At 47.3% G+C, this 14,525-nt stretch carries 16 protein-coding genes; 7 read left to right on the forward strand and 9 right to left on the reverse strand.

All coding sequences use genetic code 11. The annotated features are described in order from the left end of the window. Window positions 1-12: 12 nt before the first annotated feature. Both LZG74_RS06100 and LZG74_RS06105 read left to right on the forward strand, forming a co-directional pair. The gene (locus tag LZG74_RS06100) at window positions 13-1,413 is read left to right on the forward strand and encodes a dicarboxylate/amino acid:cation symporter (RefSeq protein ID WP_233795697.1); all 1,401 of its coding nucleotides are present in this window, start codon (window positions 13-15) and stop codon (window positions 1,411-1,413) included. Window positions 1,414-1,436: 23 nt separating this feature from the next. After that, window positions 1,437-1,790: an ArsC family reductase gene (locus LZG74_RS06105; protein ID WP_233795698.1), complete on the forward strand. Its 354-nt coding sequence runs from the start codon at window positions 1,437-1,439 to the stop codon at window positions 1,788-1,790. Here the strand turns inward: LZG74_RS06105 and LZG74_RS06110 are convergent. Beyond that, window positions 1,787-3,013, reverse strand: a complete 1,227-nt coding sequence (locus LZG74_RS06110) for a THUMP-like domain-containing protein (protein WP_233795699.1) — start codon at window positions 3,011-3,013, stop codon at window positions 1,787-1,789. The genes LZG74_RS06105 and LZG74_RS06110 overlap by 4 nt on opposite strands. Window positions 3,014-3,271: 258 nt before the next feature. Here LZG74_RS06110 and acs point away from each other — a divergent pair, with 258 nt between their 5' ends. After that, the gene (gene acs, locus LZG74_RS06115) at window positions 3,272-5,161 is read left to right on the forward strand and encodes an acetate--CoA ligase (protein WP_233795700.1); all 1,890 of its coding nucleotides are present in this window, start codon (window positions 3,272-3,274) and stop codon (window positions 5,159-5,161) included. 71 nt (window positions 5,162-5,232) lie between these two features. Here acs and LZG74_RS06120 read toward each other — a convergent pair whose 3' ends face one another. Genes LZG74_RS06120 through LZG74_RS06145 form a run of 6 tightly spaced genes read right to left on the reverse strand, consistent with a single transcriptional unit; the run spans window position 5,233 to window position 8,914 of the window. Next, the gene (locus tag LZG74_RS06120) at window positions 5,233-5,388 is read right to left on the reverse strand and encodes a FeoB-associated Cys-rich membrane protein (protein WP_084439650.1); all 156 of its coding nucleotides are present in this window, start codon (window positions 5,386-5,388) and stop codon (window positions 5,233-5,235) included. Between the two features lie 20 nt (window positions 5,389-5,408). Then, a complete protein-coding gene (locus LZG74_RS06125; protein WP_233795701.1) occupies window positions 5,409-5,942 on the reverse strand; it encodes a YfiT family bacillithiol transferase in 534 nt (177 codons plus the stop codon). A gap of 12 nt (window positions 5,943-5,954) precedes the next feature. After that, entirely contained in the window at window positions 5,955-6,746 is a 792-nt protein-coding gene (locus LZG74_RS06130) for an inositol monophosphatase family protein (protein ID WP_233795702.1), read from the reverse strand. 7 nt (window positions 6,747-6,753) lie between these two features. Further along, on the reverse strand, window positions 6,754-7,941 hold the full coding sequence (locus LZG74_RS06135; RefSeq protein WP_233795703.1) for a DUF4105 domain-containing protein: 1,188 nt from the start codon (window positions 7,939-7,941) through the stop codon (window positions 6,754-6,756). Then, window positions 7,931-8,632 carry a 16S rRNA (cytidine(1402)-2'-O)-methyltransferase gene (rsmI, locus tag LZG74_RS06140; protein WP_233795704.1) on the reverse strand — a complete coding sequence of 234 codons (702 nt, stop codon included), beginning with the start codon at window positions 8,630-8,632 and terminating at the stop codon, window positions 7,931-7,933. The genes LZG74_RS06135 and rsmI overlap by 11 nt, the downstream gene beginning before the upstream one ends. A gap of 36 nt (window positions 8,633-8,668) precedes the next feature. Continuing rightward, window positions 8,669-8,914: a 4a-hydroxytetrahydrobiopterin dehydratase gene (locus LZG74_RS06145; RefSeq protein ID WP_233795705.1), complete on the reverse strand. Its 246-nt coding sequence runs from the start codon at window positions 8,912-8,914 to the stop codon at window positions 8,669-8,671. A 261-nt stretch (window positions 8,915-9,175) separates the two neighbouring features. Between LZG74_RS06145 and LZG74_RS06150 the strand changes: the two genes are divergently transcribed. From LZG74_RS06150 to LZG74_RS06160, 3 genes are read left to right on the forward strand one after another with little or no spacing between them, the layout of a single operon-like run. Next, complete coding sequence (locus tag LZG74_RS06150; protein ID WP_233795706.1) at window positions 9,176-9,604, forward strand: OsmC family protein; 429 nt, start codon at window positions 9,176-9,178, stop codon at window positions 9,602-9,604. Window positions 9,605-9,645: 41 nt separating this feature from the next. Continuing rightward, window positions 9,646-10,467 carry a thymidylate synthase gene (locus LZG74_RS06155; RefSeq protein ID WP_233795707.1) on the forward strand — a complete coding sequence of 274 codons (822 nt, stop codon included), beginning with the start codon at window positions 9,646-9,648 and terminating at the stop codon, window positions 10,465-10,467. 12 nt (window positions 10,468-10,479) lie between these two features. Continuing rightward, window positions 10,480-11,088 (forward strand): trimeric intracellular cation channel family protein, encoded by a 609-nt coding sequence (locus tag LZG74_RS06160; RefSeq protein ID WP_233795708.1) that lies wholly within the window; start codon window positions 10,480-10,482, stop codon window positions 11,086-11,088. Between the two features lie 253 nt (window positions 11,089-11,341). On the opposite strand, the gene LZG74_RS06165 is transcribed toward LZG74_RS06160, so the two are convergent. Beyond that, window positions 11,342-12,259, reverse strand: coding sequence for a DUF2911 domain-containing protein (locus LZG74_RS06165; RefSeq protein ID WP_233795709.1), 918 nt, complete (start codon window positions 12,257-12,259; stop codon window positions 11,342-11,344). A gap of 75 nt (window positions 12,260-12,334) precedes the next feature. On the opposite strand from LZG74_RS06165, the gene LZG74_RS06170 reads away from it, so the two are divergent. Further along, complete coding sequence (locus LZG74_RS06170) at window positions 12,335-12,871, forward strand: NUDIX hydrolase (protein WP_233795710.1); 537 nt, start codon at window positions 12,335-12,337, stop codon at window positions 12,869-12,871. Here LZG74_RS06170 and LZG74_RS06175 read toward each other — a convergent pair. Next, window positions 12,861-14,522, reverse strand: a complete 1,662-nt coding sequence (locus LZG74_RS06175; protein ID WP_233795711.1) for a S8 family peptidase — start codon at window positions 14,520-14,522, stop codon at window positions 12,861-12,863. The genes LZG74_RS06170 and LZG74_RS06175 overlap by 11 nt on opposite strands. Window positions 14,523-14,525: the final 3 nt, after the last annotated feature.

Raw genomic sequence — 14,525 nt, forward strand, 5'->3', positions numbered from 1 at the left:
CCAATTTCCCGTATGAAGAGCAAAATTACCATCATCAACATTGTCCTAGTTACCATTGCTGCGATAGCCACCGTGCTGGATGCATACGATATTATCTCCATACCCGCCACTGTTTTAATGAGCCTTCGCTGGGCCGCTCTTGCCGGGCTGATCATTTTTGCGATCCTCAAAAGGAATCTGACCACGTCTATCCTGATCTCCATGCTGGTAGGAACGGAAATCGGTTATGATTTTCCGAAAATGGGCACGGAGCTGCATTTCTTGCGGCAGATATTTTTACAAATGATTAAAACGGTGATTGCACCGTTGCTTTTTGCAACGCTTGTAACGGGGATAGCCGGGCATTCGGATTTGAAACAAGTGGGCAGAATGGGCTGGAAATCATTGCTTTACTTCGAAGTAGTAACCACATTCGCATTGCTCATCGGGCTGTTTTTTGCCAACTGGTTTAAACCCGGCGTCGGCATTATTCCTCCCGAGACATTGAATGCAACGTTGCCGAAAGTGGCTGAACAAACCTGGCAGGACATTGTTCTGCATTCATTCCCGGAGAACATTGCCAAGTCTATTTATCATGGAGAAGTGCTTCAAATCGTTGTTTTCAGCGTTTTGTTCGGAATAAGCCTGGCTTTGCTGCCAACCGTCAAGAAAGAGAAATTCGTTCATGGCGTGGAATTGCTGGCTGAGGTCATGTTTAAGCTTACCAAGATCATCATGCTTTTTGCGCCGATCGGCGTAGGTGCGGCCATTGCTGAAACGGTAGGGCATATGGGAATCGACGTGCTGAGGAACCTGGCATTGCTGCTTGCAACATTATACTGCGCACTGATTGTTTTTGTCCTCATCGTTTTTATCCCCATTGCATGGTTCGCAAGAATTCCAGTTGTGAAGTTTGCAAAGGCTATTTTCGAGCCGGTTTCCATTGCATTTGCCACTACAAGCTCCGAATCCGCGCTGCCAAAGGCGATGGAGAAAATGGAGAAATTTGGCGTCCCGCGGCAGATCGTTTCTTTTGTTATGCCCACGGGTTATAGTTTCAACCTCGATGGTTCGACTTTGTATCTGGCCTTGGCAACTGTTTTTGTGGCGCAGGCTACCGGAACGGAAATGTCTATCGGACAGCAGCTTACCATGGTTTTACTATTAATGTTGACCAGTAAAGGCGTAGCAGGGATCCCGAGGGCAACATTGGTAATCCTGCTAGGTGCCATTGCCAACTTTGGCATGCCGGAATGGCCGGTATTGCTCATTATGGGCATCGACGAGCTGATGGATATGGCCCGGACCTCGGTTAATGTAACAGGAAACTGCCTTGCAACGGCGGTTATCGCGCGCTGGGAAGGAGAATTGGATGATCTGAAAATGCACAATTCAGATCTCATCACGGAGGAGCCGGTGATAACAAAAAGTTAGATTTTATTGGTTAAATTATTTTTATGTTGACGGTTTACGGAATTCCTAATTGCGATACAGTAAAAAAAACGCGCACCTGGTTGGAAAAGCATCACATTGCATATACTTTTCATAACTACAAAACAGAGGGCATCAGCAACGACAAGATCAAGGCCTGGTTTAAAACGCTTCCCTGGGATAAGGTGGTCAATAAGGCGAGCACAACCTGGAAAGCACTTTCAGATGAAGAGAAAGCGCTGATAACTGACGAAAAAGCCGCTGCCAAGCTGATGATGGCGCACACGTCGGTCATTAAGAGACCGCTGATCGAAGACGCATCGGGCAAGGCAGTGACTATTGGCTTTTCGGAGAAGGAATATGAAGAGAAGTTCCTTTAAGACTCCGGTTTTACGGTAACTACAACTGCTTTCAGTTTATTGGAGAATGTGGTGGCGAAGAGATAATATTTGCCACCATCTTTCAATTTCCATTTCTTTCTCAATTCTTCGCTTTTGGCCGGGAAGTTGCGGACTGTCAGATGCGCTTTGTCACCCTCCATGTGCTGCATAATTTCGCGAATGTCCGGCTTGCAAACCGCAACCACTTCAAAAGCACGGCCCGGAAAATCGGTTATCAGCTTTTCAGACGTATATAACTGACTGTTAATGGACAATTTAGCGAGCGCATAAGCACTGCATACGGTTCGGAAAGCACCCGCTTTAAGGATGGCAGCATGCGGTTCATACAGATATTTCAATGGTCGCGAGTAATCCACGCCGGTCAGCCGCTCGGAATCACGGGTCAGGTCCAGCTGGCTGATCACCTTACCGGAGCTGTTGATAATGCGCACTTTAATGTCAAATGTGTCGGATATCCAGTCTTTTTTAAGCACAAAAAGCAGCTCTTTACATTCCCCTTCGTAACCGATCACGTGCACTTCTTTGACATTAACAAGCGTTTTCGCAGCAAGGTCGATGTCCAGGAGTGGTGACGTTTTGAGCAAAATATTGGGTGAACTTTCAAATAAAACGGACAGATTTTCGACGATATCGGGTGTGCAATCGGAAAGCAGCACCACTTTTTCCTGTCTATCATTGCGTCTGGCGGGATCGGCGTAGATCCAGTCGGCATAGCGTTGCTCCGTTTTAAGCGTTTCTATTGAGTCCAGCACCTGCACTTTAATGTTGGTGACGCCCAGTTGCTTAAAGTTGAATTTTGCCGTCACGGCCACCTCGGGCTGCTGCTCAAAATACCGCACATTTTTGAAATTCGGATGCATATAGTAACAATCCACACCCATGCCGCCTGTAATGTCAATCAATTCATCGCCAGACATTAACGTTGCTTTATACCGCGCCGTAGCCTCGGAAGAACATTGTTCAACCGACAGGGCAGGCGGGAATATGAGGTTGGGATTAGCGGACCAGTCAGGCAGTTTCTTTAAGGCCTTTTGCCTGGATTGAATTTGCGCCCCTAGTTTCCGGACATTAACGTTCTTGAAATGCTTGGCCCGTAACATGAGCTTGCTCACATCATCCCGCAAATGTTCCTGGATGAATTCGGTTTCTGCGTCGGTGAAAAACGTTTCAGCGGCAATGCGTTGTGATGTGATTTTATCCATGTGTATGTGATCGTTTATAATTTAACTTTTCGAAAATACGTCTTTTTGATCGTCTGTCACAGTTTTACGATGCTTTACGGTCAGCATTGCAGAATCTTGAAAAACCTGCTTATCAACATTGGACGGCTGGGCATTGATTATCAGCGTCATGCACACTCAGGGCTATTTTTTCTGCATTGTAATAAGTAGGACTAACCAAATGAAAATTATAAATTGTCCCCCTATATCCCTTAATCCTAAGTCTAACCTTTATTTATCATGAAAATTAAGACCTTTGAAGCGTATCAGGCTGCCTACAAACAAAGTGTAGACGATCCCGAAGGTTTCTGGGCAGAAGTAGCCCAACAGTTTCAATGGCGTAAACCATGGAAAAAAGTCCTGAGCTGGGACTTCAACGAAGCGAATATCAAGTGGTTTGAAGGCGGCGAGCTCAACATTACCGAAAATGCACTGGACAGGCATCTTGCCGAGCGCGGCGATCAGCCTGCCATTATCTGGGAATCCAATGATCCCGAGGACAAATCCGTAACCATTACCTACCGTGTTTTATACGACCGCGTTTGCCGTTTTGCCAATGTCCTGAAAAAGCATGGCGTGAAAAAGGGAGATCGTGTTTGTATTTATCTGCCTATGGTGCCCGAGCTGACGGTGGCCGTGCTGGCCTGCGCACGCATAGGAGCCATTCATTCGGTTGTTTTTGGAGGTTTTTCTGCCAAATCCATCGCCGACCGGATCAATGATGCCGAGTGTAATATGGTCATCACTTCCGACGGCGCATTCCGCGGCTCGAAAGTGATCCCGATGAAAGAAACGGTTGATGCCGCATTGGATCAATGCCATAGTGTAAAGCATGTGATCGTGATGACGCGCACGCGGACGCCGGTTTCCATGCTGAAAGGCAGGGATTTGTGGTGGGAAGAGGAAGTAAAACACGTGGATTCCGTATGTCCCGCCGAGCCTATGGATGCCGAGGATACATTGTTTATCCTTTACACTTCGGGTTCAACGGGCAAGCCCAAAGGCGTGGTGCACACCTGCGGCGGTTATATGGTTTATGTGACCTATACATTTGCCAATGTGTTCCAGTATGAGCCGGGAGAAGTCCATTTCTGCACCGCTGACATTGGCTGGATCACCGGTCACAGCTACATTGTCTACGGTCCGCTTTGCTATGGAGCCACTTCGGTGATCTTCGAAGGCGTTCCTACTTATCCGGATGCAGGCCGGTTCTGGGAAATTGTTGCCAAGCATAAGGTCAATATTCTTTATACAGCACCAACCGCTATTCGCTCGCTCATGAGCTTTGGTTTGGATTTTGTTAAAAATCATGATCTTTCATCGCTTACCAAACTGGGTTCAGTAGGAGAGCCTATCAATGAAGAGGCGTGGCATTGGTTTAAAACCAACATTGGCCATGACCATTGTCCTTTGGTGGATACCTGGTGGCAGACCGAAACAGGCGGAATTATGATTTCCCCGCTGGCCGGCATCACGCCTGAAAAACCAACCTTTGCAACACTGCCATTACCCGGCATTCAGCCGGTGTTGGTGGATGAAAACGGCAAGGAACTGGAAGGGAATGGTGTCAGCGGTAACTTGTGCATCAAATTTCCCTGGCCGGGCATTGTCCGGACCACATATGGCGATCATGAACGTGCAAAACAAACCTATTTCTCAGCCTATCCGGGCATGTATTTTACAGGAGACGGATGTTTGCGCGATGAAGATGGCTATTACCGCATTACCGGCCGCGTGGATGATGTATTGAATGTTTCCGGACATAGGATTGGCACAGCAGAAGTCGAAAATGCCATTAACATGCATTTGGGCGTGGTTGAATCGGCTGTTGTAGGTTATGCACACGACATTAAGGGCCAGGGAATTTACGCTTATGTGATCGCGGAAAGTGAACCGGACGATCCTGAAATGTTCCGAAAAGACATTGCAGCCACCGTTTCCCGTATCATCGGCCCGATCGCTAAGCCAGATAAGGTTCAGTTCGTGACAGGATTGCCCAAGACGCGTTCAGGGAAGATCATGAGACGGATTTTGAGAAAGATTTCAGAAGGAGATATGAATAATTTAGGAGACACGTCTACATTGTTAGACCCGGCGGTTGTCGAGGATATCAAGAAAGGAGCGTTGTAAAATACCAATGCTGATAAAGAAAACGGGGAACTCCAATTGGGCTCCCCGTTTTTATGCCTTAATGTTGTATATCAATGGTTTTTGGCAGTCATCGCTTTATCCGTTGCGCAACCGCACCCTTTTGCACATCCGCCGGCATTTCGCTTGTCAAATGCTTTCCAGACACGCCAGCCCATAAAACCGACTGCGGCAAGGAAAAGGATTAATATGATGATCTGTTGTCCCATGGTTTAGTAACAGCCGGTTTTTACCAATTGTTCCTGGCCGCAAGCTGAAATGCGTGCTGGTAATGATGTTCGCTGTGCCATGCGTAATTGGCGATGACTTCATCGAGGCGGAACACGCGGCCGGTTGCGGGATGCGTGTAAGTTCTTGCCAAATCATTTTCATCCAATGAATTAAGCAGCAGCACCCACCGCAAATGAACATAGCGAAGCAGCTGAATGGACAATTCAACCTGCGCCATTTTTGCATCCGGCAACTCAGCCCAAAGGTGTTCCTCGTACGGCTTTATCACCGGGTTATCCTCTGTCATCGCAAGCCTGCAGCGCACGTAAGCATTCATATGGCTATCGGCCACGTGATGTACGAGCTGTCGCACTGTCCAGCCGTCGGGCCGGTAAGGTGTGTTATATTTGTCATCGTCCCAGCCACCCAAAAGATTAATAAATTTGGATGGTAATGCGCTGATGATCTGAATGTTGGATTTAACTTCTGCGGGTGTATAAAGCTCCTGGTGCTGAAATTTCCCGATCGGGTATTTGAGTTGTTCGATGTCCATTCTTATATTTTCTTAGAAATTCTCTCTGATCACTTCTACCAATTCCTTGTGACCGCCTGAGGCTGCAATGATGTCACCTCCAAAAAGATAGTTGTCGCCGCCATTAAAGTCGGTTACCTTTCCTCCGGCTTCTTTGATCATGAGCACGCCTGCTGCCATGTCCCAGGAATTGAGGTTATATTCGTAAAAACCGTCAAATCTGCCTGCTGCAACGTAAGCAAGATCCACGGCTGCTGCGCCCATTCTCCGGATGCCGTGCGTTCTTTGCATAAGCAATTCCAGAATGTACATATAGCGCTTTTGCTTCTCGAATTTATAATAAGGGAAACCCGTTGCGATGAGACTGTCGGCCAGCGATTCTACATTAGAAACCCTCATCGGCTTTCCATTGCACCAGGCACCGCCGCCTTGCCATGCGTAAAACATTTCGTTCAGGCTCGGCTCGTGGATCACGCCGACGAGCAGTTCCTTTCCTCTCGCCAGTCCTACGCTGACGCAGTAAACCGGGATTCCGTGGATGAAATTTGTTGTTCCATCGAGGGGATCAATGATCCAGTTCAATGCGGTTGGATCGGGTTCCTGGCCGGTTGTGCCTTCTTCTGTGATGAAGCTTGCTTCGGGAAGCAGTGCATTAAGCCCCGCCACCAGCAGTTTTTCTGCTTCCTTATCGACGTAAGAAACCAAATTGTTCAGGTCTTTATATTCAATCTTGTCGCGTGAAAATAATGCCGCTTCCTGCTGAATGAAGGATGAAGCCTTTCTTACGATTTCTATGGTTTGTTGCGTGAGCTGTTCGAGATCCATTACTATACTATCCTTTCTCAGGAATTTTAGAGAGTGAATTATTCATGTAGTAAACCCGGATGACCAATGTCAAAATGATCGGGATCACAACGAAATTATGTTTTAACAGATTACCTGTTGCGCAAAGTAAGAGAAATCCGTAAAATATCAACAAGAACGAGAACCACGATGGTTTCTTCTTTTTAGAAATCTGAAAAATCAGCGGCATCCACAGCGGGAAAGCCCAAAGAATGTCGTAATTCCATTTGGTATCATTGTGCTCGGTAGCGAACCATAGCAGAGCGAGCAGCCAGCCTGCGAGACCTACAACTGAGAAAAGAATTTTGTCCAAAAGAAAATTAAGCTTCTCCTTCTTGATCTGCCAGTAAGTAATGGCTAATGTGATCACAGCAAGGGCCCAGAAAACGTTCATAGGGGTGAAAATGCCGGTGTAATTGCGCGGTTCGGCTTTGAAATACTCATTTGTACTCTTTACCAGCGGCATTAACCCGGAAGCCGTTTTTACTTTTGCATCGGTAAATGCAATGGCCAGGTTATCAGGCAGGAAAGTGGCTTGCTCAGGTGTGGCAATTTCATCTGCGGGTGTACCAAGCGCCAGATCCATCCCAAAATCCGCCCAGGGATTCTGCTTATATGCATAGCGGTCGATCCATTGCCTGAAACTCAGTTTTTCATGCGTATAACCTTTGTAAACCAGGCTGTCGCCGCAGGCTTCTTTCAAAGCAACGGCAAGTCGGCTCGCGCAGTTGTCGTAAAAAAATTTGTAGGAATAAACCCTGTTTTGCGGCAGATAGTTGTTTTCCAGGTAATTGTAAAGTTTTTGTTTTTGCGGAATGCTCAGGTTTAAGACCTGCTCGGAAATAGACCGGTTTTCGGCGCGATAATATTCCAGTTGGGGCCCCAGCGGATGCACCGAAATGCTGTATGGCAGATAGCCGCGCATGAAATTGATGTAAAAATTACCCTGGTCAAAACTGAATGTGCCGTAACTGTAAGCATTATCAATGTTCAGAACGGGGTCATAAACCCATAGCACGCTGTGTCCGAAACCGGAGTATAGTTCGTCGCCGGGGCCGAATGTAACGAGGCTCACCTTCGCTTCGGGGCTTAATGTGGCAAATTGGGCGCTTGCGGTTGTTTTTGCCAGTAAAAAAATCGCTACAAATGCAATGAACCTGAAAATGCTAATCCTCATATTTATCTGATTTCTTTTTTTCTTCTGCTTTGCCTGCCAGGATGATCACGATTTCACCTTTGATGGTTTTCTCTGAAAAATATGCAATGACTTCTTCCAGCGTCCCGCGAACATTTTCTTCATAAATTTTGGTCAGCTCCCGCGCAACCGAAACCTGCCTGTCGGCGCCGAAAAACTCGACGAATTGCTGCAATGCCTTGATCAAACGATGCGGCGATTCATAAAATATCATCGTCCTTTCTTCTGACGCAAGATTTTGCAGACGCGTCTGGCGGCCTTTTTTATGGGGTAAAAAACCTTCAAATGTGAACCGGTCACTCGGCAAGCCCGAGTTTACCAGCGCTGGCACAAAAGCAGTAGGTCCGGGCAGACATTCAACCTGAATGCCCTGCTTAATGCATTCCCTAACCAGCAGAAATCCAGGGTCAGACACAGCGGGCGTCCCGGCATCCGAAACGAGCGCCATGCTTTCACCTTTCAGGATCCGTTCTACCACCCGCGTAACCGTTTGGTGCTCATTATGAATATGGTAACTGTGCATGGGCTTGGAAATGCCCAGGTGTTTCAGCAGCGATCCCGATGTGCGGGTGTCTTCTGCCAGAACTACGTCCACACTTTTTAAAACATTGATGGCGCGAAGTGTAATATCTTCCAGGTTGCCGATGGGCGTGGGGACTATGTAAAGTTTCATTGAATGCAAATGGGCGCAAATGGGCCGGCCACGCAGTTATTTTTTGGTTTTTTCAAAAATTTCGTCAATCGCAGCTGCGAGCTTCCGGTCTTTCTCGGTAACAATGTCGCCTGCGTCATGTGTGTTTAATTCAAATGTCACTTTGTTATAAGTGTTGGTCCAGAAAGGATGATGGTCCATTTCGTCCACGGTTTCCGCGACCTCGGTCATGAAGGCAAATGCCTGTTTGAAATCCTTGAAAGTGAAGCTTTTTTTGAGCTTGTTATCGTCCTCTTTCCACATATCGTTTCGCGTTTATTTTATTAAAAACCTTTAAAACGGCATAATAAAACGAATATACGAGGTTTATGTATCTTTTTAAATTATTCGGTTAAATAGCCGAATCGGGTTTGATGGAGTATATTTGAACTTTGATCCGGTTCATATCCTTATTAAAGTATAACGGCCGACAGCACATTACAAATCACTCGCGAAAGCAGTTTTTGCTGGCCTTGTGAACATTTACATTTAACCCAAGCTCCGCTTACAATCAGGAGTATTATTATGAAAGTAGAACTCGTTCGTGTTGATGATGCTTTTCATTTTGAAGGCAGTGGTTCCTCAGAAGTGAAAGTGCATACCGACGGCTCCCCGGAAATCGGCGGAAGCAACCAAGGCGTGCGGCCTATGGAATTATTATTGATGGGACTGGCCAGCTGCAGCGCCATCGACGTGGTACTGATCCTCAAAAAGCAACGCCAGGATATCACCGATTTTCGCGTTATCGCCGACGGCGACCGCACACAGGAAGAAGACACGCAGCGCAAGCCATTTACCAAAATACATCTGACATTCAAATTTGCTGGTAATCAGTTGGATGAAAGCAAAATTAACCGTGCTATCGGCTTGTCGATGGAAAAATATTGCTCGGCAACAGCCCAGCTGGAAGCGCTTGCAACGATCACTTATGACGTTGAGATCGCAACCGTTTAATTCAACATTACCTTCTTTTACAACGCATTAATTATATCGCAATGCAGCAATATCAGGATTTGTTACGCCATGTACTCAAACACGGAGTTCGTAAAACCGACCGAACCGGCACAGGAACGGTCAGTGTTTTTGGTTATCAAATGCGCTTCAACCTGAAAGACGGATTTCCTTTGGTTACCACCAAAAAAGTGCATACAAAATCGATCATTCACGAGCTTTTGTGGTTTCTGAAAGGCGATACCAACATTCAGTATCTGAAAGAGAACGGCGTCTCGATCTGGGACGAATGGGCGGACGAAAATGGCGATCTGGGTCCGGTGTACGGCAAGCAGTGGAGGAGCTGGGAAGGGCCTGACGGCAAGACTGTGGACCAGTTGCAGGAGGTTTTGAAGCAATTGAAAAATTCGCCGGACTCGCGCCGGATCATGGTTTCGGCATGGAACCCGTCGCAATTATCGGAAATGAAATTGCAGCCTTGTCATGCATTGTTCCAGTTTTACGTGGCACCTCCGGATGAAGATTCGGGAGAAACACGCGGGAAATTGTCTTGCCAGCTTTACCAGCGCAGCGCGGACGTTTTCCTGGGCGTGCCGTTTAACATTGCCAGTTATGCGTTGCTTACCATGATGATCGCGCAGGAATGTGATCTCGATCTGGGTGATTTCATCTGGACCGGCGGCGATACGCATATTTACCTGAACCATTTGGAGCAAGTCGGCTTACAACTGAGCCGCGAACCGCGTGCCCTTCCAAAAATGGTCATCAATCCGGACGTTAAGAGTGTTTTTGATTTCAAATTTGAAGATTTTGAATTGCAGGATTACAGTCCCTGGCCGGGCATCAAGGCCCCGGTTGCGGTTTAGCAATTTCGTGGGATGAGCATTCAGTATATTTTAGAGATCATCGGCACATTCGCTTTTGCTATTTCCGGCGCGCTGGCTGTGAAAGATCAGAAGCACCAGGACTGGTTTGGAGCGAGTTTCACGGCTTTTATTTCGTCCATTGGCGGAGGAACATTGCGCGACATTCTGCTGGGCAGTTACCCGCTCGTCTGGATCAGTGATATCACAATCATTTACGCCATTATGGCGGGCATTCTGGCTACATTTATTTTTTACAAATTCCTGCTCAGGCTTCGTAAAACGCTTTTTCTGTTCGATACTTTCGGGATAGCATTATTCACCATTATCGGCACAGAAAAAGCGTTGCATCTGGGCGTCCGGCCTGAGATAGCTGTCATTATGGGCATCTTCACAGCCACCATGGGCGGTGTAATCCGCGACATGATGACCAATGAGATTCCGATCATTTATCGGAAGGAAGTGTATGCAACCGCTTGTTTTGCAGGCGCTTGCAGTTATTTGCTGCTGGATAGCGTTGGGGCCGGGCGCAATGTTGCGTTCATTTCCGCCTCACTCGTCATCATAGCCATTCGCATTTTAGCGGTAAAATACGGCTGGACCGTCCCACGGTTTTTCCGCTAACGTGGGTTCCAGGGTGGCGTTACGAATGTCATTACATGCCTCCGGCATTAAATTCAACATTCGCATATCCATTGCTACCAATATTACGTCGCTCCGCGACTTAGCGTTGTTGCCAGCAAATGCCGGAGGCATGTAATATTGGTAGCAACGTGCGTGTGGGGATCTGAATCCCGGAGGGATGGAACGACTTCCAATATGCAAAAAAAAGATGCGACAAAATTTGCCGCATCCCATATTATCTGAACATTCTCTGTTAACTCTTCTTTTTCTTGCCTTTTACTGCCGGGGAAGCCTGCTTGGGCGCGGCCGAAACTTTGGATTGGATTTGCTTGATCCCGCTTTCGATTTGTCCTTTATAAAAACTTGAAAAAGCGACATCATTCGCAGCAGCTCCCAATGTCAATGCTTTTTGGGCAACCGGCAATGCTTCTGCATTCTTGCCCAGCTTACTTAAAATCTGTGCTTTGAGCCATAAATTGGAGTAAGATTCTTTCAGTGCGATCGCCTTATCAGCCAGCGAAAGCGCCACTTGCAGATCTTTGCCTTTGGACAACAAGTAACCTGCTGTGCTCTGTAACGCCGCTATATCCTCCGGTTTTTCTGCAACTGCCTTATTAAGGCCGGCCATGGTAAGTGACTCTGTGTTTACAGCCAACGGAACAGGCACATTAACGGACGACCAGGCAATGTTCAGGAAGCCCGTGCTATCCGACGTAGGTTCGATGCAAATTTTGAAGTTTTCGGTAAATTCAGCGGATGTAGGAACGACCATGACTCTTGCTACGTCTTCCGCTTCTTTATAATCCTGCGTTCCGCCCTGGTTGAAGTTTTTATTCAAAATCACAGTCCAGGCAGCGCCGGATGGGATGGAAAACAATGCGTATTTTCCTGCGGGGACTTTTTTGCCTCCGAACGAGAAATCTGTTCCGGCTTCTAATATGGTGGCCATGTTAGCGCCTGTGCGCCAGACCTGGTTATAGGGAGCCAATGCGGAGCTGTCGGCAAATACTTTTCTTCCTTTAAGGGCTGGACGTGAATATTTTACAGTGAAATCGGTTACTCCGATGCTTTGCATTACCGTAGCGGCCGGGCTGGCCTGTGGCGTGCGTTGACCAATGGCGGTTGTAGCCAATAATGCGGCAAGGGAAACCGATAATAAATACTTTTTCATTTCTTAATAAGGTGGTTTATTTCTTGAAGTATTAAACTTGTGGTGAAATTAGAATGAAAAAATCACATAGCCTACATGAAGCGGAATAGTTTGCTCACCCTCCTTGATGCATATACGCCGGAAGATGGAATTGAAAAAGAAATGTATCAGGACACGATTGCATTTGTGAAAATGCACCCGGATTGTTTCGAAAGGTCACTGGAAATCGGGCATATTACGGCTTCCGGACTTGTACTTTCTACGGACAAGCAATCGGTGTTGCTCATGCATCATCAGAAACTGGGACGGTGGTTACAGCCCGGCGGACATTGTGATGGCGACTCTGACACAGAACGGGTTGCGCGTAAAGAAGTATGGGAAGAAACAGGGATCCAACATTTGGATCTGTATAAAAACGGAATTTTTGATGTCGATATTCATCTGATTCCCGAGCGAAAAGGCCTTCCTGCACATAACCATTATGACATTCGGTTTGCTTTTAAGGCTGCGCCCGGCCAGGAAATCGTTGTGAATGATGAATCGCTTGATGTGCAGTGGATCCCGTTGCAGGAGGTGCAAAAGCTGAACGATTCCGAATCCGTGGTGCGGATGATCCGGAAGATTACTGCTTGATGAATTTCAGTGCTTTTTCGTGATTATCCACCCGGATGTTAATCAGATAAAGGCCTGCTGCCAATTGGTTTGTAGCAATGGGCTGTGTGCTGGTCAGTCTTGACTCTGAGATACTTAATGCCTTTCCATTTAATCCATAGATACTAAGCGTAGCTTTTTTGCCGATCAAATGTGGCGGGATGGAAAGGCTTGCATTCTCCTGGACAGGGTTGGGCAACAGCACAATGGCCGTAAGCAGATTATCCTCTGTGCCAAGTGGCATAAATTCGTCCTGAATAATCTGTTCGGCCTTAACCGTGCTTGGAACACCGTAGCCTAGCAAGTTGTCAGGCGCGCTGGCCTGATGTCCCGATTTTTTGATTACATAAATGAGCTGCTGCGCGGTCAGATTAGGATAAGCCTGCCACAAAATGGTCGAAAAGCCAGCGATCAAAGGCGACGAAAATGATGTGCCGTTGCTGCTCGCCACATTTCCCGATGTGTTACCGATCACCGAGCCCAGGCCCACGGCGGCAACATCCGGCTTTTGCTGGCCTGCTGCATTTGGCCCAACTGAACTTAATGCTGCATAAGCCCGCTCGTAATTGGTCGCGCCCACCGTTAGTACAGAATCCACATCTGCGGGAGCAGTGACATAGTGCCACGGCTTATTCCCTTCGTTACCGGCTGAGCACACCACCAGCATGCCCGTGCGGGTTGCATAGCGCGCGGCACGGCTTACAATGGTGGTTTTTCCGTCCAGATCTTCGTAGGTGTAATTGTATTCGGGTTTGTTAAATTCCGCGTCAAACTGGCTGTAACCTAAGGAGGAATTGATCACGTCCGCGCCCACGCTGTCTGCGCGTTCAGCTGCCATTAACCAGGCAATTTCTTCGTAAGGTGATTCCAGAAAGTCGTTTTCTGTGCGATACAGGGCATAATCAGCTTTAAATGCAGCGCCTATCATAGTTCCGGGCTGATTCGCTGCCATGGTGGACATGACGTGCAAACCGTGCGATCCATCATTATAAACATTGCTTTCGCGGCCCATGAAATCATAAGTGTCCATGACCCTTTTTTCATCGCGGAGCGGTTTCAAAAAGCCGACCTGATCGGCATTCAAAAAGCCATTGTCGAGGATCGCGATCAGCATATTTTCTCCGTGGAAACCCTTGGTATGCAACTGCGGAACGTCCATTAATGCAAGCTGCGCATTCATATTTCCATAGTTGACTTCTTCCGCTTCGAGTTTCCGGTTCAATGCGCTCACGCGCTCTACGCCGGGGGATTGTCCGTTAATGTTGGCAACGGGAAGGTCGAATTCAATGCTTTTGTAAAATGCCAGCTTTTTAATGTTCGCCAGCTGTGCAGCATTGGCTTCTACCACGGCGCCATTGAACCAGCGGGAGGTGAAAATGACCGACGCGCCCAGCTGTTTTATTGCAGCTGTGTAAGTTTGATTCACAGGAAAATCACGCGTGGTAACCGGGATATTCTGCCGCGTCCTTCTTTCGATAGACCGGGCTGACAGAAACTCTGCCGGTTTATCTACGGAGAATGTTGTGTTGGTTTTATCCTTAAAAAGAACAAAATAACGTGGGTTGTTTTGCGCGAAACAAAGGTTCAGGCAAAGGAATGAAGCAATAAGTGTGGTTTGTATAGTTCTTATCATGTT

The sequence above is a fragment of the Dyadobacter sp. CY327 genome (assembly GCF_021390415.1).
In the GTDB taxonomy this organism is placed as follows: domain Bacteria; phylum Bacteroidota; class Bacteroidia; order Cytophagales; family Spirosomataceae; genus Dyadobacter; species Dyadobacter chenhuakuii.

What these genes read in the sequence shown, in the direction of transcription:
- LZG74_RS06100 (WP_233795697.1), top strand. Translation starts at nt 13, where the DNA reads ATGAAGAGCAAAATTACCATCATCAACATTGTCCTAGTTACCATTGCT.
- LZG74_RS06105 (WP_233795698.1), top strand. Translation starts at nt 1,437, where the DNA reads ATGTTGACGGTTTACGGAATTCCTAATTGCGATACAGTAAAAAAAACG.
- LZG74_RS06110 (WP_233795699.1), bottom strand. Translation starts at nt 3,013, where the DNA reads ATGGATAAAATCACATCACAACGCATTGCCGCTGAAACGTTTTTCACC.
- acs (WP_233795700.1), top strand. Translation starts at nt 3,272, where the DNA reads ATGAAAATTAAGACCTTTGAAGCGTATCAGGCTGCCTACAAACAAAGT.
- LZG74_RS06120 (WP_084439650.1), bottom strand. Translation starts at nt 5,388, where the DNA reads ATGGGACAACAGATCATCATATTAATCCTTTTCCTTGCCGCAGTCGGT.
- LZG74_RS06125 (WP_233795701.1), bottom strand. Translation starts at nt 5,942, where the DNA reads ATGGACATCGAACAACTCAAATACCCGATCGGGAAATTTCAGCACCAG.
- LZG74_RS06130 (WP_233795702.1), bottom strand. Translation starts at nt 6,746, where the DNA reads ATGGATCTCGAACAGCTCACGCAACAAACCATAGAAATCGTAAGAAAG.
- LZG74_RS06135 (WP_233795703.1), bottom strand. Translation starts at nt 7,941, where the DNA reads ATGAGGATTAGCATTTTCAGGTTCATTGCATTTGTAGCGATTTTTTTA.
- rsmI (WP_233795704.1), bottom strand. Translation starts at nt 8,632, where the DNA reads ATGAAACTTTACATAGTCCCCACGCCCATCGGCAACCTGGAAGATATT.
- LZG74_RS06145 (WP_233795705.1), bottom strand. Translation starts at nt 8,914, where the DNA reads ATGTGGAAAGAGGACGATAACAAGCTCAAAAAAAGCTTCACTTTCAAG.
- LZG74_RS06150 (WP_233795706.1), top strand. Translation starts at nt 9,176, where the DNA reads ATGAAAGTAGAACTCGTTCGTGTTGATGATGCTTTTCATTTTGAAGGC.
- LZG74_RS06155 (WP_233795707.1), top strand. Translation starts at nt 9,646, where the DNA reads ATGCAGCAATATCAGGATTTGTTACGCCATGTACTCAAACACGGAGTT.
- LZG74_RS06160 (WP_233795708.1), top strand. Translation starts at nt 10,480, where the DNA reads ATGAGCATTCAGTATATTTTAGAGATCATCGGCACATTCGCTTTTGCT.
- LZG74_RS06165 (WP_233795709.1), bottom strand. Translation starts at nt 12,259, where the DNA reads ATGAAAAAGTATTTATTATCGGTTTCCCTTGCCGCATTATTGGCTACA.
- LZG74_RS06170 (WP_233795710.1), top strand. Translation starts at nt 12,335, where the DNA reads ATGAAGCGGAATAGTTTGCTCACCCTCCTTGATGCATATACGCCGGAA.
- LZG74_RS06175 (WP_233795711.1), bottom strand. Translation starts at nt 14,522, where the DNA reads ATGATAAGAACTATACAAACCACACTTATTGCTTCATTCCTTTGCCTG.